Genomic DNA, 21,256 nt, shown 5'->3' on the forward strand with positions numbered 1-21,256 from the left:
AAGCGGATCCGGGCAGTTGGGAATGGTGATCACGCCACTTGGCGCAACTGTCTGACGAACAGCCCGTCCAGCACCTCCCACTCGCTCACCCGGTCCACCACCTCCACCGTCCGCCCGTCCAGCGTCGGCGTGGCCCGGGGGTCCTCCGCCGGGAGCAGCAGCCACAGACCGTGCGGGACGTCGGAGGGACGGCGGGCCGCCTGCTGCAAGCCGGCCACCAGTTCGCGCCCGCCCGCTTCCCAGTACCGGGCGATCAGCCCGGCTTCGTGGAGCAGCAGGACGGTGCGCGGGCCCGAGCGCTCGGCCAGCTCCACCACCCGCTGCCGTACACGCTCGGCCGCCAGACGGGTGTACGAGGCGAGCGCCGCACCCATCATGCCGGTCGCCGCGAACTTCGCGTCCGCCTTGAGCAGGGCCTGCCAGCGCACGGACTGCTCCACGGCCAGCTCCTTCAGCACCTCCAGGAACAGCGTGTTCAGCGCCACGGCGACGGCTCCGTGCCGGTCGGCCAAGGCTCCTGCGACGCCCGGCAGATCGGATCCCTTCAGCGTCAGGGCCAGGAAGCCGCCGCGGCGCCGGGCCTCGGCCAGCCGGGCCGTCAGCACCTCCCGCGGATCACGGCCCTCGGCGATACGGCCCTGCGCGGCCGCATAGAGGGAACCGGTGCTGGTCAGGGAGGATGAGGAGAGCGCGAGACGGCTGCCCGCGCCTTCCTGGACGCGGGGGAAGAACCGGCGCCGCTCCGGGTCGTACACCAGCGGGAAACCCGCGTCCGCCAGGGCATCGGACAACTCGACGTACGTCGTCTCGTCCAGGACCGCCAGACCGGGGAACCGGGCCCGAACCCGGGCGAGCAGGTCGGCGGTGGCAATTCCGGTCTCCGGCCGGACACCCGCCGGTGCCTGCGAGATGCGCAGGGCGCGCGCCAGGCTCAGGGCCAGCGGAAACAGCTCCAGCCGGGGGGAGACCGCGACCCCGGTCGCCATCGAAGCGGCCAGCTCCACCAGCCGGGTGTCGGCCAGGGCGGCCATCCCCTCGGGAACCTCCACCGAGCGCAGCTCCCGCAGCACGGTGGCCCGGCCGGGCAGCGGTTCCCGCCCGGCCAGGTCGGCCGCGCGCACCCCCAGGTCCGAGGCGTAGTCGGCGAGCTCGGCGGGGGTGGGGTCGTCGGCGCCCGGCTGGTCCTCCAGGGCGATCACGACGCGTCCGTTGCGCCGCTGCACGGTGAACCGCGCGGGCGGCTCCGCACCTTCCGGAGTCTCCTCGGCGCCGGCACCGGCGTCGTCGTCGCGCTTGCGGATCTCCGTCTCGACCGCGGCCCGCACCACGGCCAGCGCCTTGGCCTGCGCGGCTACGGGATCATCGGTCCCCGCGCCGTGCCGGGCGCGCAGCTCCGACGCCAGCTCTTCGGCCGTGGAGACCCGCTCGCGGTCGGTGAGGATCGCCACCAGCTCGTCCCGCACCCGCCGCAGCCACGTCAGCTCGGCCCACTTCTCTATCGCCACCTGCTGGTTCTGCGACACGGTGGGCTGGCTGATGCCCAGGGCGCCCGCGATGCGGCTCTGCGCCGGCCACGGCTCCAGGGCCTCGCCGGTCTCCAGTACACCCGGGAGCTGGAGCGTCGCCCGGACGACGTCCGGACGCGGCCTGGTGCGACGCTTGCCCTCCGGCGGGGTGAGGCGTGCGGCCAGCGTGTCGACCGACTCCAGTACCTCCTCGGGCGCGTCGGGCCGCACCGCCGCCGGACCCTTCGCGGTGGCTCGGCGGCGCAACGCCTGGGTCCACTGGCGATGGCGGCGGTTCAGCTCCTTGCGGATGGCGTTGCCCGCGCCGCGGGCCCGGGAGATGTGGTGCGGAGGGATGTTCAGCAGTTCCTCGACCGTGTGGGCCTTGAACCCCTCCGCGACGGAAACGGCCCGGGGGGACAGCCCCGCCGCGGCGAGCGGCGTGGAGAGTACGGCGGCCTCGGCCGCTTGCTCGCGGGCGTCCTCCAGGTCTTCCGCGCGGATGCCGACCGTGGCCGGCGTCGTCGCGGGACGGGCCGCGTCGGCCCTGCGGAAGACCTGACGCCACGCCTCCTGCACCTGCCGCAGACTGTCGTAACGCTGCTCGACGTCCCGGTGCAGGGCCCGCTCGAAAAACCCCCTCAACCCCTCGCTCAGGGCCTGGGGAAACAGCTCCGCCGAGACATGCAGCTCCGCCTCCGGAACCATCCGCGGGTCGCCCTGCCCGTCGCCCCAGACCGGCCGCTCACCGGAGGCCATCTCGTGCAGGGTGACAGCGGCGGCGTACCACTCGGCGTGGTCGTCGTAACGGGAACGGCCCGCCCCGCCGAGGAACGGGTCGAGATACCCCCGGGTGCCCGCGGACACGTCCTGGTCCGGAGCGTCGGCCATGGAGAAGTCGAACAGCATCAACTGCCACGAGCCGTCGCTGCGCTTGAACAGGCCGAGGTTGTCCGGCTTGATGTCCCGATGCCGTACCCCGCGCGCCGCCAGGGCGTCGAGCGCGTCGAACAGGTCGTTGCCGAACCGCTCCAGCTGGTCGTACCCCAACGGCCCCTGGTCGCGCAGCCGGGAGCCCAGGCTCACCGGTTCCCGGTCGTCCTCGCCGCGGTAACCGCCGGCGTACTCGATCTCCAGCACCGTGTGCCCGGCCAGCTCGCGGGGCTCGGCGAGCAGCTTGACGATCCGCCCGCCGCCCACCTCCTGCAACGCCTTCGCCTCCGCGTGCAGACGGGCGTCCTTCTCCTGGTCCAGGGAGACCTTGAAGACCCGCAGCGCGTCGTCACCGTCCTCCGCCGCGGTACGGCGGACCAGCAACGCACGGGCCGTGGCACCGGTACCGAGCACCCTCACCACGCTCCAGGTGCCGTCCAGCGGTTGACCCGGCTGCACGGTGAGGGGGTCGGCGGCGGGTCCGCCGGCCGCGGGCGCCGCGGTGTCCGCCTCCGCGGCCGCCAGCAGTTCCAGGAACTCGTCGACCGACGCGGGACGGTCCTGCACGTCAGCGGCCGTCGCCCGGAAGACGAGCGTGTCCAGGGCGGTCGACACGGAGTCGGAGACGGCGTACGGATGCAGGCCGTGATCGCTCTGGAGCCGCTCCAGCAGCGCGCTGCGGCGATCCGCCGGTGGACGCCCGGTGAGCAGCAGGTAGGCGAGCGAGCCGAGACCGAAGACGTCGAGGTCGACCGGGTCGGCGAACTCCTGGTCGGTCTCCGGCGCCAAATAGACCTGCGCGGTGTCGGCGATCAGCCCTCCGTCCAGAGGGGTGTCACCGAGCGAGCGGTGCATGGTGGTCTCGAAGTCACGGGCGGCCGTCTGCCAGTCAGCGATCCGCAGCACGGGATCGCTGCCGTCCTCACGGGCCGAGACGTACACCGACCGCGCGGAGAGGGCCCGGTGGTAGAGGGACCGGTTGTGCGCGTAGCGCACCGCCTCGGCGAGCTGCCGAACCAGGTCGAGACGCTGCGTCGGCGTGAGCCGCCCGCCGTACGCGTCGAGGTAGGCGTCCAGCCGGAGATCCGACTCGCGGTGCCGGAACAGGATCGCGGGGCCGCCCTGGTGCTCACGGATCTGCGCCGCCTGCACGATGCCGCGGTGGTTGATCCCCTGCAGCACCTGGTACTCGCGCTGCGCGGCCCGATCCAGCTTCGCGCGCTGTTCGTCGGAAGCGGCCGCCCCGGCCAGGTAGATGCGGACCCGCCCGCTCTCCTTGACCAGCTCGTCGTCCCGCACGGCCAGCCGGTCTTCCCAGCCGGGCCCCGCGTCGAGTGCGCGCGCTTCAAGCTTCCAGTCGTCACCGAAGCGCAGATGGGCGGTCGAATGGCTGATGCCGATCTTCTGCATCAGCCGTTCCAGACGCTGGCTGATCACCGGGGTGATACGCCAGCTCTCCCGCTCCGGCGGGCGGCCCAGCAGGTCGTCCCAGATCTTCGGCAGACCGCTCGCGCCGTCGTTACGGCCGTAGACGTTGGTGCGCTGGAACTCGTCCAGCTCGCTCACCAGACCCGGATCGTGCAGGAACACAGCCGGTTTGATGAAAGGGACGTCCCTGGGGGACATCCCGAGCGACCGCGCGGCGCGCTCCAGCTGCCCCTTCAGCTCCTTGGCCTTCAGGTCGGTCAGATGCAAGGGATTGCGCAGGGTGCGCACCCGGTCGCCGTGGAACTGCCAGGTGTCTCCGTGGTTCACCACCCGGCCGGGGTGGCCCTTCAACTCCAGCAGGTAGAGGCCACCTGTTACGGCGATCAGCACGTCACACTCACTGACCCGTCCGGAGGCCCCGGTGAACTGAAAGGTCGCCCATGCCCGGTAAGGCTCCGTCTTCGGCATCAGCCCACGGAGATGGTCCAGCCCTTCCTGCTCCCAGCGGAACCCGGACCGCCGCGGCTGGAACCACCGCTCCCGCTGGGCGGGGGGCGCGGGCTTCGGAGCAGCGGGCACCGGACACCTCCATGGCGGCCTATGCAAGGCCTGTGCAGGGGGAGAGAGCCGCCGAGACGCGAGGCGTGTCTCTCCGAGGACAGGACCAAAATCCTAGTGCGCCCCTCTGACATCCGGTCCTTCCGTGGCGGAGCCGCCCGCAGCTTCCTGGCCTGCTGCACCGGCGGCCTTCGCTGTTCCCCCGTCACACCGCCACCGGCAACTCCCCGCCCAGCCACGCCGTCATCGTCCGTACATACGTCGCCGTCAGATGGTCGTCGTTCCGGTACACGACCACGCTGCCGATGACCGCCGGGCACTCCCCGCCCCGGCAGAGCATCGGCGTCGCCTCGATGAGTGACGCCCCGTCGACCTCGTCCGTCGCCACCTCGCCGACCTGCTCGAAGCCGAGCGCGTCGCCCTTCGCGGTGGCGCAGTCCGCGAGGGAGTCCAGCGCACCCGAGACGCAGGACGGCACGTCCTGCGCGGGGTGCGGATTGTCGGCGAAGGTCAGCACCTTCGCGCCGGTCCCGGTCAGCCGCCGCAGCGTCTTCGCGTAGCCCTCCTCGGTGAGTTCCGCGCCCGCCGTGTCGCCGAGCCGCGTGCCGTCGCCCGCCACCGGTGTGGTCGCCCGCGCCCCGGTCACCACCAGGGCCGGCTGCTCCGCCTCGATCCGCTGGAGTGCCGCCTCCCGCCAGGTGTCGCACTCGGTGTACGCCCGCCTCAGCTGGATCGCCCACATCGTCACCTCGGCCGGTGAGCAGGCCGACTTGGTCAGCACCTCCAGGCGCCAGCCCCGCCGCTCGGCGATGGTCTTCAGCGCGGGCGTCCACTGCACGGCGTGCGAGTCCCCGAACAGCACCACGGTGGTGCCGGAGGAGGTGTCGCCGTAGACGCAGCCACTGGCCAGAGTGGCGTCCAACTGGTCCACCAGACAGTCGTCGTGCGCGTCGTCCACGTCGTCCTCGGCCGTCTCCGGCAACGGACGCAACGCGTCCGCGCTGCGCTGGAGGTCCGTGTCACCCGCCGTCAGCACCGCCGCGCCGGGCGCGTCCGCCGCCTCGGCGAGCCGGGTGCCCGGCACCGCCGTCCAGGACACCGCCCCGCAGAACACCGCGCCCGCCGTGCAGGCCGCGCCGAGCACCAGGCCGGAACGGTGCGGCCGTACGGACCGCTCGGGGGCGTGCCGGAAGCGGTTCTCCACGTACCGGTGGGTGAGCGCGGCCGGTATCCAGGAGAGGGCGACCGCGAGCAGCGCCACCGACAGGGGCGGCTCGCCCAGCCACACCGTGGTGAAGGCGAGGAACGGCCAGTGCCACAGGTACCAGGAGTACGAGATCCGGCCGACACAGCGGACGGGGGCGAGGGAGAGGAGGCGGCCCGCCGGGGCGTCCACGGCCACCGCGCCCGCCGCGACCACCGCCACCGTCCCGAGCACCGGCAGCAGCGCCCACGGGCCGGGGAAGGCGGTGTCCTCCCCGAAGCAGAGCGCGGCGGCGCCGATCGCGGCGACCCCGGCCAGGCCCGCCGTACCGGCCGCCCACCGCGGCACCCGCCGCCACCAGGAGCCCGGCACCAGCGCCGGCAGCCCGCCGGCCGCCAGTTCCCAGTACCGCGTCCCGGTGGAGAAGTACGCCGCACCGGCCGCCTGCCGGGTGAGCGCGAGGGCGTACCAGAAGGAGGCGGCGGCCGTCACCGCGAGCACCCCCGCCAGCCACGGCCGCGCGTCCCGGCCCCGGCGCCGGCCCCACCGGGCCACGGCGACCAGCAGCAGCGGCCACACCGCGTAGAACTGCTCCTCGACCGCCAGCGACCAGAAGTGCTGGACGGGGCTGGCCGCGGTGCCCAGCGCCGAGTAGTCGACGGCCTCGGCCGCCTGGCGCCAGTTGACGACGTACAGCGCGGCGGTGACAACGTCCAGGAAGACGTCGCGCAGGCCGGCGGGGGAGACCAGCAGCCAGGCCACCAGGACGACCGCGGCCAGCACCGTCAGCGCCGAGGGCAGCAGGCGGCGCATCCGCCGGGCGTAGAACCCGGCAAGCGAGACGCGGCCGGTGCGGCCCAGCTCCCGCACCAGCAGGCCGGTGATGAGGAAACCCGAGATCACGAAGAAGACGTCGACGCCGACGTAGCCGCCCGCCAGGCGGGCCGCACCGGCGTGGTACAGCAGGACGAGTCCGATCGCGAGTGCCCGCAGCCCCTCGATGTCGGGCCGGAACCCCGGACGCGGTCTCGGCTGCGACGCCGCCTCGCGCGCACCGGGCGGCATCACCTCCGCCGCCCCGCCGCTCCCGCTTCCCGTCATGCTCCGGCCGTCGTACATCCCCCTTCGCTATCACCCGCTGCTGTGCGTCACACACACCCCCGGGCGCGGCTCACTGCGGCCCGTACTTCCGCGTCCGCGAACTGACCGCCCCCAGCACGCCCCGCGGCACCAGCTTCGCCGCGCCCATCAGGGCCTTGTAGCGGGGGTCGGGGATCGACAGGGTCTTGCCCCGGGCCAGGTCGTCGAGGGCCGCCGCGACCAGCTTGTCGGCGTCCAGCCACATCCAGTTGGGGATGCTGTCCGTGCCCATCCCGGCCCGCTCGTGGAACTCCGTGCGCACGAAGCCGGGCGCCAGCGCCATCAGCCGTACGCCGCTGCCGGCCAGGTCCCGCGCCGCGCCCTGGGTGAACTGCACGACCCACGCCTTGGAGGCGCCGTACGTGCCGCGCGGGACGAACGCGGCGACCGAGGCCACGTTGACCACGCCGCCCCGGCCCCGCGCGCGCATCGCCGTCGCCGCCGCCGACGTCAGCCGCAGCACCGCCTCGCAGTGCACCTTGAGCATCCGCAGCTCGTCGGCCATGGGTACGTCGAGATAGCGGCCCTTGTTGCCGAAGCCGGCGTTGTTGACCAGCAGGTCGACCGGGTTCTTGCGGTCGTCCAGCCGGGCGGCCACCGCCTCGATGCCGGTGTCCTCGGCCAGGTCGGCGGTCAGGACCTCGGCCTCGATACCGTGCCGGTCGTGCAGTTCGGTCGCCTGCTCGCGCAGCCGCCGGGTGTCGCGGGCGACCAGCACCAGGTCGTGCCCGCCGGCCGCCAGCCGCCGCGCGAACGCGGCGCCGATGCCTGACGTCGATCCCGTAATCAATGCCGTTGTCATGGCGCAAGGTTAGTGACCCGGACTGTCAACGTCCGGTTTGCTCACCGAGCCTTCGTCCGGTGAAGCGCCGGTGAAGGCTCGGCACCCCTGGGGGATGTCCGGGACCCCTCCGCGTACGCCCGTGCCTGCGCCAGCGCCACCGGGTGCAGCGCCTCGCCCGCCGCCAGCAGGCGCGGCAGCAGCTCCCGCTCGGTCGTCACCGCGCGGAACTGCAACGCCACCGTCACCTCGTGACCGGGCCGGTGCACGACCTCCACCGGGTCGCCCGCCCGCACCTCGCCGGGCTCGATCACCCGCAGGTACGCCCCGGGCGCGCCCTTGCGCGTGAACCGCCTCACCCACTGTTTCTCACCCAGGTGGCCCTGAAAGGTGCGGCAGGGGATGCGTCCGCAGGTGACCTCCAGGAGCACGTCGGGGCCGATCCGCCAGCGCTCGCCGATCAGCGCCCCGGAGACGTCCAGGCCCACGGTGGTGAGGTTCTCGCCGAACGCGCCGGAGCGCAGCGTGCGCCCCAGTTCGCGCTCCCAGTCGTCGAGGTCCTCGCGGGCCACCGCGTACACCGCCTGGTCGTCCCCGCCGTGGTGGCGGGTGTCGCACACCGTGTCCCCGACGACACCGCTGGCCCCGTCCGGCCCCGGCGCCGCGATCCGCACCGGCCCGTCGACGGGCCGCTTGTCGATCCCGGTCACGCCTTGCGGGTGATCGGTGTACGGCACGGTCTCGGAGCGGCCCAGATTCACGGAGAGAAGCTTCATGTCCGGCACGGTAGAAGAGTCCGGGGCAAAGCGTCGACGCGTTTTCCGCCTCCGGGCCAAAGCATCGCTTATCCGTGACCGTCCCGGTCGCTTATCCTCGGTCGCGTGATCGAGGCTCGTCATCTCCGCGTGCTGCGCGCCGTGGCCGCCACCGGCTCGTTCTCGGCGGCGGGGCGCGCGCTGGGCTGCACCCAGCCCGCGGTCAGCCAGCAGATGAAGGCCCTGGAGGCGTCCGTCGGCACGCCCCTGCTGGTCCGCGGCCAGCGCGACATGCGGCTGACCCAGGCCGGCGAGGCCCTGGTCCGGCACGCCGCGGGCATCCTCGCCGGGCTCACCGCCGCCGAGGAGGAGGTCGCCGCCATCGCCGGGCTGCGCGCCGGACGGGTCCGCCTGGTCTCCTTCCCCAGCGGCAGCTCCACCCTCGTCCCCACCGCGCTAGCCGCCCTGCGCGCCGCCCACCCCGGCACCCGGGTCTCGCTGGAGGAGGCCGAACCCCCTGCCTCGGTCGAACTGCTGCGCGAGGGCGACTGCGATGTGGCGCTCACGTTCCGTTACGAGGGAGCCGCGGGCGGCGCCGAGGAGTGGGACGACCTCGTCGTACGGCCCCTGCTGACGGACCGGCTGGTGGCGCTCGTACCCGACCGGCACGCCCTGGCGCGCGCCGGGTCCGTCGCCATCGGGGAGCTGGCCGACGAGCCGTGGATCGCGGGCTGCCCGCGCTGTCGCGGCCAGTTGGTCGAGGTGTGCGAGGCGGCCGGTTTCTCCCCCCGGATCGACTTCGCCACCGACGACTACCCGGCGGTCGTCGGCCTGGTCGGCGCCGGTCTCGGCGTCGCCGTCCTCCCTCAGCTGGCGGTCGACTCGGTACGGCCGCGGGGCGTCCGCACGGTGCGGCTGGAACCGGCGGTGCGGCGGGAGATCGTCGCCCTCACGCTGCCGGACCTGGCGCAGGTGCCGGCCGTCGCGGCGACGCTCGACCAGCTGGCGCGGGCCGCGGGGCGCTGACCCGCGCGCGTGCCACGCAGGGCGCTTGCAGAAACGTTCCTTCAGCTGTTCGGGGCGGTGTCCGTGCCGCCGGCCGCCGCGGGTACCAGACGATGGCGCGCCCGTCCCATCAGTTCCTCGCGCTCGTCCTCGGTCAGTCCGCCCCACACGCCGTACGGCTCTCGTACCGCCAGCGCGTGCGCGGCGCACTCGGCGCGGACCGGACACCGCATGCAGACCTCCTTGGCCGAGTTCTCACGAGCGCTTCGGGCCGCGCCGCGCTCCCCCTCCGGATGGAAGAAGAGCGAGCTGTCCACCCCGCGGCAGGCGGCCAGCAGCTGCCAGTCCCACAGGTCCGCGTTAGGTCCGGGAAGGCGGGAGAAATCTGCCATTGCGTGACCCCTTGTAACCGATATGGGTGGATGCCGTATCCACGACCGTACAACTACGATCTAAGGAGATGAAAATATGACCCATTGCGAATCTAGTACCAGACACCTCCAAAGCGGAAGAAAAGCGTCTAAATGGGGCACGGGTTGTGGTGAAAGGTTGAGGGTCCCCGCGCGTGACTGCGTCGTGTTCGTCCCCTCACGTAGAGTGCCGAAGACGACACACAGCCCCGTAACTCTTTCGAGTGACCGTCGTTGAGAGGGCGGAGGCGGTTGCAGGAACAAGCGCTCGGGCGGGCGTCCGAGACGGTGACCGCACAGGTGACGAATTTCGTACCAGCCTGGAGGCTCAAGGTGACGCGCAGCAGCTGTGAGAGCCGCGGAGGACAGCCATGACATCGGTCCTCGTCTGCGACGACTCCCCGCTTGCCCGAGAGGCGCTCCGCCGCGCGGTCGCGACCGTGCCCGGTGTCGAGCGCGTGACGACGGCGGCCAACGGCGAGGAAGTCCTCCGCCGCTGGGGTGCCGACCGCTCGGACCTGATCCTGATGGACGTGCGCATGCCCGGCCTGGGCGGCGTCGAGACGGTCCGGCGGCTGCTGTCCGCCGACCCCGGCGCGCGCATCATCATGCTCACGGTCGCCGAGGACCTGGACGGCGTGGCCCTCGCGGTCGCCGCCGGCGCCCGTGGCTATCTGCACAAGGACGCCTCGCGCGCCGAGCTGCGGGCCACGGTCACCCAGGCGCTGGCCGACCCGACCTGGCGGCTCGCCCCACGGCGGCTGCGCTCGGCCGAGATGGGCGCCGCGCCCACGCTCACCGCGCGCGAGATCCAGGTCCTGGAGGGCATGAGCCACGGCCGCTCCAACGCGGAGATCGGCCGTGAGCTGTTCCTCTCCGAGGACACCGTCAAGACCCACGCCCGGCGGCTCTTCAAGAAGCTCGGCGCCTCGGACCGGGCACACGCGGTGGCGCTCGGTTTCCGGTGGGGCCTGGTCCGTTAGGCGACGCCCGTGAGGCGCGGACCCACGGGGGCGTACGGAGACGCGGCGGACCCGGGCGGGGGTGCGGCGGATCTCGGCCGACGTGCGGCAGCCTCTGGCGGAGGCGTGGCAGTCCCCGGCGGAGGCGTGGCGGATCCCGGTGAGGGGGCGGCAGACCTCGGCGGAGGCGCGGCCGGTCCCGCTCATCACCAGGTGGGCGGGGGTGACGAGCGGAACCGTCGGGTGCCCGCTGCCCGTTTCGGCGCCGATGCCGCATCCTTGAGGTGTGGAGTTCCTCGGGGACGAGTCGGTCGAGCGGAAGGGGAGGGCGCAGGGGATGAGTTCCGGCGCACCTGCTCATAACGCTTCGGTGCACAACAACGGACGCGGCGGAGCGGACCAGACGGCCGCAAGGCACCATGGACCGATGCGTGACGACGAGACGGCCCCTGGGCAAGGGGGAACAGTCGGTGCGCTCGTCCACCGTGCCGTAGACGGGGACGAGCAGGCCACGCACGACCTGCTCGCCCATGTCCACCCCCTCGCACTGCGCTACTGCCGCACCCGGCTGTCCCGGCTGCCCGGCGACGCGCGTCACTTCGTGGAGGACCTGGCCCAGGAGGTCTGCGTGGCGGTGCTCCTGGCGCTGCCCCGCTACAAGGACACCGGACGCCCGTTCGAGGCGTTCGTCTTCGCCATCGCCGCCCACAAGGTCGCCGACCTCCAGCGCGCCGCGATGCGCCACCCCGGTTCGACCGCCGTCCCCTCCGACGAGATGCCAGAGCGGCCCGACGACTCCCTCGGCCCCGAGGAGCGCGCCCTGCTCAGCAGCGACGCGGAGTGGGCCAAGAAGCTGCTGGCCAACCTCCCCGACAACCAGCGGGAACTGCTCCTGCTGCGCATCGCGGTGGGGCTCACGGCGGAGGAGACCGGCCAGATGTTGGGAATGTCACCCGGCGCCGTCCGCGTGGCGCAGCACCGCGCGCTGAGCCGGCTGCGGGCCCTGGCGGAGCAGTAGCCGCCCCGGCGGGACAGGCGTGCGGTGCCGGGCACGGGCGTGCCCTGCCCGGGGGCGGCGGCCGTCCCGTTGAACGGGCGGCCCGTCACTTTCGTACGAACATACGGCGGCGGAAGATGCCCATGATCGTGGAATGCGCCACCCTCACTTCCCGTTAGCATGGACATCCGCACCGATCAAGGCCATTTGGGGAAGGTGTCATGACTGCGAACGTCGACGGAGTGCCCGATAAATTCGCGACACTCGGGCTGACCTACGACGACGTGCTGCTGCTGCCGGGCGCCTCCGCGGTGCTCCCGAACGCGGTCGACACCTCGTCCCGTATCTCCCGCAACGTGCGGGTCAACATCCCGCTGCTCTCCGCGGCGATGGACAAGGTGACCGAGTCCCGGATGGCGATCTCCATGGCCCGTCAGGGCGGTGTCGGCGTCCTGCACCGGAACCTGTCCATCGAGGACCAGGCCAACCAGGTCGACCTGGTCAAGCGCTCCGAGTCCGGCATGGTGGCCAACCCCATCACCATCCACCCGGACGCCACCCTCGGCGAGGCGGACGCGCTGTGCGCCAAGTTCCGCATCAGCGGCGTGCCGGTCACCGACGGCGCCGGCAAGCTGCTCGGCATCGTCACCAACCGTGACATGGCCTTCGAGACCGACCGCTCCCGGCCGGTGCGCGAGGTCATGACGCCGATGCCGCTGGTCACCGGGCAGGTCGGCATCTCCGGTGTGGACGCCATGGAGCTGCTGCGCCGCCACAAGATCGAGAAGCTGCCGCTGGTCGACGGCGACGGCGTCCTCAAGGGCCTGATCACGGTCAAGGACTTCGTGAAGGCCGAGCAGTACCCGCACGCCGCGAAGGACGCGGAGGGCCGCCTGATCGTCGGAGCCGCCGTGGGCGCCAGCCCCGAGGCGCTCGACCGCGCCCAGGCCCTCGCCGAGGCCGGGGTGGACTTCCTGGTCGTCGACACCTCGCACGGCCACAACAGCAACGCCCTCAGCTGGATGGCGAAGATCAAGTCGAGCGTCGGCATAGACGTCATCGGCGGCAACGTCGCCACCCGCGACGGCGCCCAGGCACTCATCGACGCCGGCGTCGACGGCATCAAGGTGGGCGTCGGCCCCGGCTCCATCTGCACCACCCGAGTGGTCGCCGGCATCGGTGTCCCGCAGGTCACGGCGATCTACGAGGCATCCCTCGCCGCCCGGCCCGCCGGTGTGCCGCTGATCGGCGACGGCGGACTGCAGTACTCCGGTGACATCGGCAAGGCGCTGGCCGCCGGCGCCGACACGGTGATGCTGGGCAGCCTGCTCGCGGGCTGCGAGGAGTCGCCGGGCGAGCTGCAGTTCATCAACGGCAAGCAGTTCAAGTCGTACCGCGGCATGGGCTCGCTGGGCGCCATGCAGTCCCGGGGCCAGGGCAGGTCGTACTCCAAGGACCGCTACTTCCAGGCCGAGGTGGCGTCCGACGACAAGCTCGTGCCCGAGGGCATCGAGGGCCAGGTGCCCTACCGCGGCCCCCTGGCCAACGTGCTGCACCAGCTCGTCGGCGGCCTGCGCCAGACCATGGGCTACGTGGGCGCGGCCACCATCGAGGAGATGGAGTCCAAGGGCCGCTTCGTGCGGATCACCTCCGCGGGCCTGAAGGAGAGCCACCCGCACGACATCCAGATGACGGTCGAGGCGCCGAACTACAGCCGTAAGTGAGCGAAGCGCTTCCCGAGGGCGGCCCCGGAGCACCGGGGCCGCCCTCGTCCGTGTCCGTCGGGGATACTGGAAGACGCTGCAACGCATGAGGGAAAGGCCACACACGTGACTGAGATCGAGATCGGGCGCGGCAAGCGCGGCCGCCGGGCATACGCCTTCGACGACATCGCCGTCGTCCCCAGCCGCCGTACGCGAGACCCGAAGGAGGTCTCGATCGCCTGGCAGATCGACGCCTACCGCTTCGAGCTGCCGTTCCTGGCCGCCCCCATGGACTCGGTCGTCTCCCCGGCCACCGCCATCCGCATCGGCGAACTGGGCGGCCTCGGCGTACTCAACCTGGAAGGGCTCTGGACGCGCTACGAGGACCCGCAGCCGCTGCTCGACGAGATCGTCGGCCTGGATTCGGAGACCGCCACCCGCCGCCTCCAGGAGATCTACGCCGCGCCCATCCGCGAGGAGCTGATCGGGCAGCGCATCAAGGAGGTGCGCGAGGCCGGTGTCGTCACCGCCGCCGCGCTCTCCCCGCAGCGCACCGCCCAGTTCTCCAAGGCCGTGGTCGACGCGGGCGTGGACATCTTCGTCATCCGCGGTACGACCGTCTCCGCGGAGCACGTCTCCAGCGCCGCCGAGCCGCTGAACCTGAAGCAGTTCATCTACGAGCTGGACGTCCCGGTGATCGTCGGCGGCTGCGCCACCTACACCGCCGCCCTGCACCTGATGCGTACCGGCGCGGCGGGTGTCCTCGTCGGCTTCGGCGGCGGCGCCGCGCACACCACGCGCAACGTGCTGGGCATCCAGGTCCCGATGGCGACCGCGGTCGCCGACGTGGCGGCGGCCCGCCGGGACTACATGGACGAGTCCGGCGGTCGGTACGTGCACGTCATCGCGGACGGCGGCGTCGGCTGGTCCGGCGACCTGCCCAAGGCGATCGCCTGCGGTGCCGACTCGGTGATGATCGGCTCGCCGCTGGCCCGCGCGACGGACGCGCCGGGCAAGGGCCACCACTGGGGCATGGAGGCGGTCAACGAGGAACTGCCGCGCGGCAAGAAGGTGCACCTCGGCACGGTCGGCACCCTGGAGGAGGTCCTCACCGGGCCGTCCCACCACCCCGACGGCTCGATGAACATGTTCGGCGCCCTGCGCCGCGCCATGGCCACCACCGGCTACAGCGAGCTGAAGGAGTTCCAGCGGGTCGAGGTCACGGTGGCGGACTCGCAGCACCGGCGGTAGTCGCGCCAGCGGTAGTTGCACCGGCGGTAGTCACGACGGACGGTCGTCGCTGGAGGCCGGTCGCCCTTGCGGGGGTGACCGGCCTCTTTCGCGTGTCCGGGCGTCCGGGCGGTCCGGCGCGGGGGCGCGCAGGGTGATCGGGGGGCGCATGGTCGCCTTCGGCCCGAATACGCCGGAATGCGCCCTGGAGCGCCGGTAACGTCCGTGTCCGGCGCCCCGGTTCTCTGGGACGCCCCCTTCCGAGGAAACGCGTTCCGGGCCCCGTCCCCTCGGGGCCCGGCCCGAATTCCAGACGCGCCGCCCACCGGGCTGACGGCGGCATCGTGGAAGGGGGCGTGCCCATGGGACGTCACCGCACGCCCACCCGCTGGGACCGCATCCGTCTTCGGATGGTTCAGTGCCGCAGGAGGTGGATCTTGCGGATTTTCGGATGGTGAGCGGCCACCCCCACAAGAACTAGGGGTGGACACTCCGTGATCCATCTTGGAGCCTGCCGCACTAGCCCTGCGGTGGGCTCCACCTTTTTTGCGGTGCCGGAGGAGGTGGATCTTGCGGATTTTCGGATGGTGAGCGGCCACCCCCACGAGACCTAGGGGTGGACACTCCGTGATCCATCTGGGGTCCGCCGCAGTGCCCTCTGCGGTGGGCCCGCCCCTACGTTACCCACCCAGCCTCCCGCCCACCACACCCCTCGTGGCGGGGACGGCATGCGCGCGCCCCTCTCACAACCGATGCGCCGCCCCCGTGGGCGTGGCCCCCCGCGTGTCCAGCAGCAGTTGGGCCTTCACCGACAGGCCCTGGAGGTCGTACGTGCGGTGCTGCTGGAGGAGGATCGTCAGATCGGCGTCGGCGGCGGCCTCGTAGAGGGAGTCGGCGCGGGGGATCGGGCGGTCCAGGACCGTCCAGGACGGGATGTGCGGGTCGTGGTAGCTGACCGCGGCGCCCATCGAGAGCAGGCGGGTCGCGACCTCCTGTGCCGGGGTGCCCTGCTGGTCGGCGAGGTCGGCCTTGTACGTGACGCCCAGGAGGAGCACGCGGGCGCCGCGCGCGGACTTGCCGTGCTCGTTGAGGAGGGCGGCGGCGCGCTGGACGACGTAGCGGGGCATCTGGCTGTTCACCTGCTGGGCGAGTTCGACCATGCGCAGGCCGCGGGGGGCGTGGCCGGCCAGGTCCTGGGCGACGGAGTGGCCGCCGACGCCGGGGCCGGGGCGGAAGGTCTGGAAGCCGAACGGCTTGGTCTCCGCGCAGCGGATGACGTCCCACAGGTCGACGCCTAGGTCGTGGCAGAGGACGGACATCTCGTTGACGAGGGCGATGTTCACATGGCGGAAGTTGGTCTCCAGGAGCTGGACCGTCTCCGCCTCGCGGGGGCCACGCGCGCGTACCACCTTGTCGGTGAGCCGGCCGTAGAAGGTCGCGGCCGACTCGGTGCAGGCGGGGGTGAGGCCGCCGATGACTTTGGGGGTGTTCGCGGGGGTGAACTCGCGGTTGCCGGGGTCGACGCGGCTGGGGGAGTAGGCGAGGTGGAAGTCGCGGCCGGCGCGCAGGCCGGAGCCGTTTTCGAGGAGAGGGCGGAGGAACTCCTCCGTCGTGCCGGGGCGGACGGGCGACTCCAGGATCACCGTGGTGTGCGGGCGCAAATGTGCGGCCAGGGTGCGCGCCGCGGCCTCGACCTGGCCGAGGTCGGGGCCGCCGCCCTCGCTCGGCGGGGTCGGGGCGCAGATGACCGCGGTGCGGACCCGGCCCAGTTCGGCCGGCCCGGCGGCCGTGCGGAAGCCGCCCGCGAGCATCCGGCGCAGTTCGGCGGGGGTCAGGGAGCCGGCCTCGGGCCCGGTCCGGTAGCCGAGGGTGGGGATGCCGGCGGCGGTGGCGGCCTGGGCCAGGGGCAGGCCGTAGGGGCCGAGTCCGATGACGGCGAGATCTGCGGGCATGGCGTGGGCCGTCCTTCCCAATATCCGGAGCGGGACAGGTGCGCAAGCCCTGTGGACAGAACGGGCGAGCACAACGTCAGACTAGGAGTAAATATGACCGATTTGCGGGATTGGTCGGCCGAGTTTCGGTGAGTGTTGAGGGCTCTGTGCACCGGAAGCGCCCCCTGAGGTTGTCCACAGGTCCTGGGTGCGTGGTGGCTGAAGTCGGGCAACCCGGTCAGAATCTGGCATGGGGGGTACTGGGAACCACCGGGCTTCGCCTGCCTGACGGGTGCGGCCGACGCGACCGATCGACGGATGAGCGGGATGAGCGGGAGGCAGCGGTGAGGACAGCGACACTGGGCCCGGCGCAGCGAGCCGAGTCGCTCGCGGCCATGGCCGAGCGGGAACTGGACGTACTGGTCGTCGGCGGCGGCGTGGTCGGCGCGGGCACCGCCCTGGACGCCGTGACCCGCGGCCTGTCCACCGGGCTGGTCGAGGCGCGGGACTGGGCGTCGGGCACCTCCAGCAGGTCGAGCAAGCTGATCCACGGCGGCCTGCGCTATCTGGAGATGCTCGACTTCGCGCTCGTACGGGAGGCGCTGAAGGAACGCGGCCTGCTGCTGGAGCGGCTCGCCCCGCATCTGGTGAAGCCGGTTCCGTTCCTGTACCCGTTGCGGCACACGGGGTGGGAGCGGCTGTACGCCGGTTCGGGCGTCGCGCTCTACGACGCGATGTCGATGGCCCGCGGACACGGCCGGGGCCTGCCGCTCCACCGTCACCTCACACGCCGTCACGCCCTGCGCGTGGCACCGGCGCTGAAGAAGGACGCGCTGGTCGGCGCGCTCCAGTACTACGACGCCCAGATGGACGACGCCCGCTTCGTGACCACCCTCGTCCGCACGGCGGCGGCGTACGGCGCGCCGGTCGCCAACCGCGCGCGGGTGACCGGTTTCCTGCGCGAGGGCGAACGGGTCGTCGGGGCCCGGGTGCGGGACGTCGAGGGCGGCGGCGAGTACGAGATCCGCGCCAAGCAGATCGTGAACGCCACGGGCGTGTGGACCGACGACACCCAGTCGCTGGTGGGGGAGCGCGGGCAGTTCCACGTCCGGGCCTCCAAGGGCATCCACCTCGTGGTCCCCAAGGACCGCATCCACTCCTCGACCGGGCTGATCCTGCGCACCGAGAAGTCCGTGCTGTTCGTCATCCCCTGGGGCCGGCACTGGATCATCGGCACCACCGACACCGACTGGGACCTGGACAAGGCCCACCCGGCCGCCTCCAGCGCGGACATCGACTACCTCCTGGAACATGTGAACTCGGTCCTCTCCACGCCGCTGACCAGGGACGACGTCCAGGGCGTGTACGCGGGGCTGCGCCCGCTGCTGGCCGGTGAGTCGGACGCCACCAGCAAGCTGTCGCGCGAGCACACCGTCGCCCACCCGGCGCCGGGGCTGGTCGTCGTGGCGGGCGGGAAGTACACGACGTACCGGGTGATGGCCAAGGACGCGGTGGACGAGGCCGTGCACGGACTCGACATGCGCGTCGCCGACTGCGTCACCGAAGACGTGCCGCTGCTGGGCGCCGAGGGCTTCTCGGCGCTGTGGAACGCGCGGGCCCGCATCGCCGCCCGCGCCGGCCTGCACGTCGTGCGCGTGGAGCACCTGCTGAATCGGTACGGCACCCGGACCGAGGAGCTGCTGGAGCTGATCGCCGCCGACCCCTCGCTCGGCGATCCCCTCCAGGCCGCCGACGACTATCTGCGGGCCGAAGTCGTCTACGCCGCCTCGCACGAGGGGGCACGGCACCTGGACGACGTGCTGACCCGGCGTACCCGCATCTCCATCGAGACCTTCGACCGGGGCACGCGCAGCGCCCGCGAGGCCGCCGAACTGATGGCGCCGGTGCTGGGCTGGGACAAGGACCGGATCGAACGCGAGGTCCAGCACTACGAGAAGCGGGTGGAGGCCGAGCGGGAGTCCCAGCGCCAGCCCGACGACCTCACGGCGGACGCTGCGCGGCTGGGGGCACCGGACATCGTGCCGTTGTGACGGCAGGGGTTCCGGACCCGGCGATCCCGGCGGTCCCGTTGGTCGCATTCACTCGAACGAGTGTGCGTGGTCGGGATATCCGGGCTGACGCCGGGCGTTCTACCGGGTGTGAGGGCAGAACTCGGGGGCGGACGCGGGGCCGTGCGGATCGGGCGGCGAAGTACGGGAACCAGGGGAGGAGGTGACGGACGGTCCCGACGGAAGGACCAGGTGGCGGTCGGCCTTGCCGGCTCGGCGGTGATCGGTGATCCGCTCGGCCGTCAGGCCGGGAGGGAAGGACCAGGACCACGGGGAGGGGTTGGAGCGTCCGAAGCGGTGGCATCACGGTTTCTTCCGTGTCGCGTCACTCATTCAGGGCGGGTGGACGGCCGGTTCACCGGGCTGCCCGGGACTCGGGGCCACGGGGCGCGGTCAGGGGGCACCCTGGGCGTCGAGCACTTGTCGGGTGAGAGACAATGAAGGCTCTGTCAGGGCGGGTTGCATGAGGGGACGCATGTCGGAGGCGGAGCGGGCGGGGACATCCCGTCAGGACAAGAGCGCACGTCTCCTCGCCGGGCGGTACCGGCTGGGAGATGTGCTCGGCCGCGGCGGCATGGGGACGGTGTGGCGGGCCCAGGACGAGACCCTGGGACGCACGGTCGCCGTCAAGGAGCTGCGGTTCCCGACCAGCATCGACGAGGAGGAGAAGCGGCGCCTGATCACGCGGACGCTGCGCGAGGCCAAGGCGATCGCGCGGATCCGCAACAACAGCGCCGTGACGGTCTTCGATGTGGTCGACGAGGACGACCGGCCGTGGATCGTGATGGAACTCGTCGAGGGCAAGTCGCTCGCCGAGGTCATCCGTGAGGACGGCCTGCTGGAACCCAAGCGCGCGGCCGAGGTGGGGCTGGCGGTGCTGGACGTGCTGCGGTCGGCGCACCGCGAGGGCATCCTGCACCGCGACGTGAAGCCGTCGAACGTGCTGATCGCCGAGGACGGCCGGGTCGTGCTCACCGACTTCGGCATCGCCCAGGTCGAGGGCGACCCCTCCATCACCTCCACCGGCATGCTCGTCGGCGCGCCCTCCTACATCTCCCCGGAGCGGGCCCGCGGGCACAAGCCGGGACCGGCGGCCGACCTGTGGTCGCTGGGCGGACTGCTGTACGCGGCCGTCGAGGGCACGCCGCCGTACGACAAGGGCTCGGCGATCGCGACGCTCACCGCGGTGATGACCGAGTCGCTGGAGGAGCCGAAGAACGCCGGTCCGCTGCGGGACGTCATCTACGGACTGCTCACCAAGGACCCCGCTCAGCGCCTCGACGACGCGGGCGCCCGCGCGCTGCTCAACAAGGTGATCCACGCGCCCGCGAGCACGCCGGCCGAGCCGATGGACGCGACCAAGGTCGTGCCGTTGCCCGCCCAGCCGGACGAGCGCTCCGGGAGCAGGCGGGGCGAGGAGGCCGGGGAGCGGCTGAAGGGGGCGCTGCGCTCCGTGCGCAAGGCCGCGGTGTCGGCCGGGGCGGTCGGGACGGCGGCCGGGGCCCGCGCCAAGTCCCGGAGCGGTTCGGCAACCACCGGGTCGGCCACTACGGGGTTCGGGTCCGGGTCCGTCGCCACGGGGTCTGGGTCCGGGGCTGCCGAGGGTGCGGCGGCCGCCGGTGCGGTGCGTGGGACCGGTGCCACGGCGGCCACGCCGGCCGCGGGCGGCGGGAACGCGACGACGGGCGGCCGGAGTTCGGGCTGGCCCGTGATGACGCCACCCGACCTGCCGTCCCGGCCCGTGCCGAAGGCGTCCCTCACCGACGTGGTGCCGCGGCGCACCCTGGTGATCATCGCGGTGGTCGTCGTGCTCGCCGTGATCGGCACCGTGCTGGCCTTCACACTGGGCGACGACGGCGAGGAGAGCACCGGGAGCGGCGCGGGGACCACGGCCACCGCCACCGCGAGCGACGAGACCAAGCAGGACGACAGCACGGACAGTGCCGGAGCGTCGGCGCCCACCGCGGACGGCTCGACGGGTGCGGAGGCGAGCGCGTCCGGCGGCGCGGGCACGGGCGGATCCGCCGACGACGAAGAGGGCGGGAACGATGACGCGACGGGGTCGGAGGACTCCGGCAGCGGGGCCGTCACCACGCACGAGGGTGACCAGGGGTACGAGATAGGACTGCCCGAGGGCTGGAAGTACCAGACCACGGGCTCCGCGGGAGATCGGTTCACCGGACCGGACGGGCAGAAGCTGCTCGTCGCATGGACGTCCACGCCCAAGGACGACCCGGTGGCGGACTGGAAGAACCAGGAGCGGTACATGACACGCTCCCAGTACAAGAAGATCCGCATAGAGGAGGTGGACTACCGGGGGTGGAACACGGCCGACTGGGAGTTCACCTATGTGGACAGCGGTACCAAGTACCGCACGATCGACCGGGGATTCGTCGTCGACGACGAGCAGGGGTACGCCCTCATGTACACCGCCAAGGCCGCCGACTGGGGCACTGACCAGCGCCGGGAGACCTGGCAGACCCTCACGAAGAGCTTCGAGCCGAAGCCCTGATCCCTCCCTGCGCCCGGCGTGCGCGGGTTTGGTGATGCCGAGATCTGGCGACACCTCTTTGCGGGTTGCCTCCGGCACGTATCGTGAGTGCTTGCGGACCGTACGCAGTAGGAACGGCCCGCGGGGCGAACGG

General features: G+C 72.3%; 13 protein-coding genes. 7 read left to right on the forward strand and 6 right to left on the reverse strand.

What is annotated here, in order from left to right; all coding sequences use genetic code 11:
• Window positions 1-29: 29 nt before the first annotated feature.
• The 4 genes from pglW to J7I94_RS14480 all read right to left on the reverse strand — a co-directional run bounded on the left by pglW (window position 30) and on the right by J7I94_RS14480 (window position 8,325).
• Window positions 30-4,445 carry a BREX system serine/threonine kinase PglW gene (pglW, locus tag J7I94_RS14465; protein WP_215167470.1) on the reverse strand — a complete coding sequence of 1,472 codons (4,416 nt, stop codon included), beginning with the start codon at window positions 4,443-4,445 and terminating at the stop codon, window positions 30-32.
• Window positions 4,446-4,629: 184 nt separating this feature from the next.
• Complete coding sequence (locus J7I94_RS14470) at window positions 4,630-6,729, reverse strand: acyltransferase family protein (RefSeq protein WP_215167471.1); 2,100 nt, start codon at window positions 6,727-6,729, stop codon at window positions 4,630-4,632.
• Window positions 6,730-6,799: 70 nt separating this feature from the next.
• The gene (locus tag J7I94_RS14475) at window positions 6,800-7,570 is read right to left on the reverse strand and encodes an SDR family oxidoreductase (protein WP_215167472.1); all 771 of its coding nucleotides are present in this window, start codon (window positions 7,568-7,570) and stop codon (window positions 6,800-6,802) included.
• 41 nt (window positions 7,571-7,611) lie between these two features.
• Window positions 7,612-8,325: an MOSC domain-containing protein gene (locus J7I94_RS14480; protein WP_215167473.1), complete on the reverse strand. Its 714-nt coding sequence runs from the start codon at window positions 8,323-8,325 to the stop codon at window positions 7,612-7,614.
• A gap of 105 nt (window positions 8,326-8,430) precedes the next feature.
• Here J7I94_RS14480 and J7I94_RS14485 point away from each other — a divergent pair, with 105 nt between their 5' ends.
• Window positions 8,431-9,330 (forward strand): LysR family transcriptional regulator, encoded by a 900-nt coding sequence (locus J7I94_RS14485; RefSeq protein WP_215167474.1) that lies wholly within the window; start codon window positions 8,431-8,433, stop codon window positions 9,328-9,330.
• Window positions 9,331-9,371: 41 nt separating this feature from the next.
• Here the strand turns inward: J7I94_RS14485 and J7I94_RS14490 are convergent, their stop codons facing one another.
• Window positions 9,372-9,701, reverse strand: coding sequence for a WhiB family transcriptional regulator (locus J7I94_RS14490; RefSeq protein WP_215167475.1), 330 nt, complete (start codon window positions 9,699-9,701; stop codon window positions 9,372-9,374).
• Between the two features lie 389 nt (window positions 9,702-10,090).
• Between J7I94_RS14490 and J7I94_RS14495 the strand changes: the two genes are divergently transcribed.
• The 4 genes from J7I94_RS14495 to J7I94_RS14510 all read left to right on the forward strand — a co-directional run bounded on the left by J7I94_RS14495 (window position 10,091) and on the right by J7I94_RS14510 (window position 14,632).
• Window positions 10,091-10,702: a response regulator transcription factor gene (locus J7I94_RS14495; RefSeq protein WP_003948568.1), complete on the forward strand. Its 612-nt coding sequence runs from the start codon at window positions 10,091-10,093 to the stop codon at window positions 10,700-10,702.
• Between the two features lie 406 nt (window positions 10,703-11,108).
• Window positions 11,109-11,699: a sigma-70 family RNA polymerase sigma factor gene (locus J7I94_RS14500; RefSeq protein WP_215167476.1), complete on the forward strand. Its 591-nt coding sequence runs from the start codon at window positions 11,109-11,111 to the stop codon at window positions 11,697-11,699.
• 200 nt (window positions 11,700-11,899) lie between these two features.
• Entirely contained in the window at window positions 11,900-13,402 is a 1,503-nt protein-coding gene (gene guaB, locus J7I94_RS14505; protein ID WP_215167477.1) for an IMP dehydrogenase, read from the forward strand.
• A 105-nt stretch (window positions 13,403-13,507) separates the two neighbouring features.
• Complete coding sequence (locus J7I94_RS14510; RefSeq protein ID WP_215167478.1) at window positions 13,508-14,632, forward strand: GuaB3 family IMP dehydrogenase-related protein; 1,125 nt, start codon at window positions 13,508-13,510, stop codon at window positions 14,630-14,632.
• Window positions 14,633-15,354: 722 nt separating this feature from the next.
• Here J7I94_RS14510 and J7I94_RS14515 read toward each other — a convergent pair.
• A complete protein-coding gene (locus J7I94_RS14515) occupies window positions 15,355-16,563 on the reverse strand; it encodes a nucleotide sugar dehydrogenase (RefSeq protein WP_215167479.1) in 1,209 nt (402 codons plus the stop codon).
• Window positions 16,564-16,886: 323 nt separating this feature from the next.
• Between J7I94_RS14515 and J7I94_RS14520 the strand changes: the two genes are divergently transcribed.
• Window positions 16,887-18,593, forward strand: coding sequence for a glycerol-3-phosphate dehydrogenase/oxidase (locus tag J7I94_RS14520; RefSeq protein ID WP_215167480.1), 1,707 nt, complete (start codon window positions 16,887-16,889; stop codon window positions 18,591-18,593).
• 493 nt (window positions 18,594-19,086) lie between these two features.
• Window positions 19,087-21,123, forward strand: coding sequence for a serine/threonine-protein kinase (locus tag J7I94_RS14525; RefSeq protein WP_215167481.1), 2,037 nt, complete (start codon window positions 19,087-19,089; stop codon window positions 21,121-21,123).
• Window positions 21,124-21,256 lie beyond the last annotated feature (133 nt).

Source organism: Streptomyces sp. ISL-12, assembly GCF_018614415.1.
Lineage (GTDB): Bacteria > Actinomycetota > Actinomycetes > Streptomycetales > Streptomycetaceae > Streptomyces.

Coding starts and splice junctions, on each gene's coding strand:
- J7I94_RS14470 (WP_215167471.1), bottom strand. CDS start 6,729: ATGACGGGAAGCGGGAGCGGCGGGGCGGCGGAGGTGATGCCGCCCGGT.
- J7I94_RS14515 (WP_215167479.1), bottom strand. CDS start 16,563: ATGCCCGCAGATCTCGCCGTCATCGGACTCGGCCCCTACGGCCTGCCC.
- J7I94_RS14480 (WP_215167473.1), bottom strand. CDS start 8,325: ATGAAGCTTCTCTCCGTGAATCTGGGCCGCTCCGAGACCGTGCCGTAC.
- guaB (WP_215167477.1), top strand. CDS start 11,900: ATGACTGCGAACGTCGACGGAGTGCCCGATAAATTCGCGACACTCGGG.
- J7I94_RS14495 (WP_003948568.1), top strand. CDS start 10,091: ATGACATCGGTCCTCGTCTGCGACGACTCCCCGCTTGCCCGAGAGGCG.
- J7I94_RS14475 (WP_215167472.1), bottom strand. CDS start 7,570: ATGACAACGGCATTGATTACGGGATCGACGTCAGGCATCGGCGCCGCG.
- J7I94_RS14525 (WP_215167481.1), top strand. CDS start 19,087: ATGTCGGAGGCGGAGCGGGCGGGGACATCCCGTCAGGACAAGAGCGCA.
- J7I94_RS14490 (WP_215167475.1), bottom strand. CDS start 9,701: ATGGCAGATTTCTCCCGCCTTCCCGGACCTAACGCGGACCTGTGGGAC.
- J7I94_RS14500 (WP_215167476.1), top strand. CDS start 11,109: ATGCGTGACGACGAGACGGCCCCTGGGCAAGGGGGAACAGTCGGTGCG.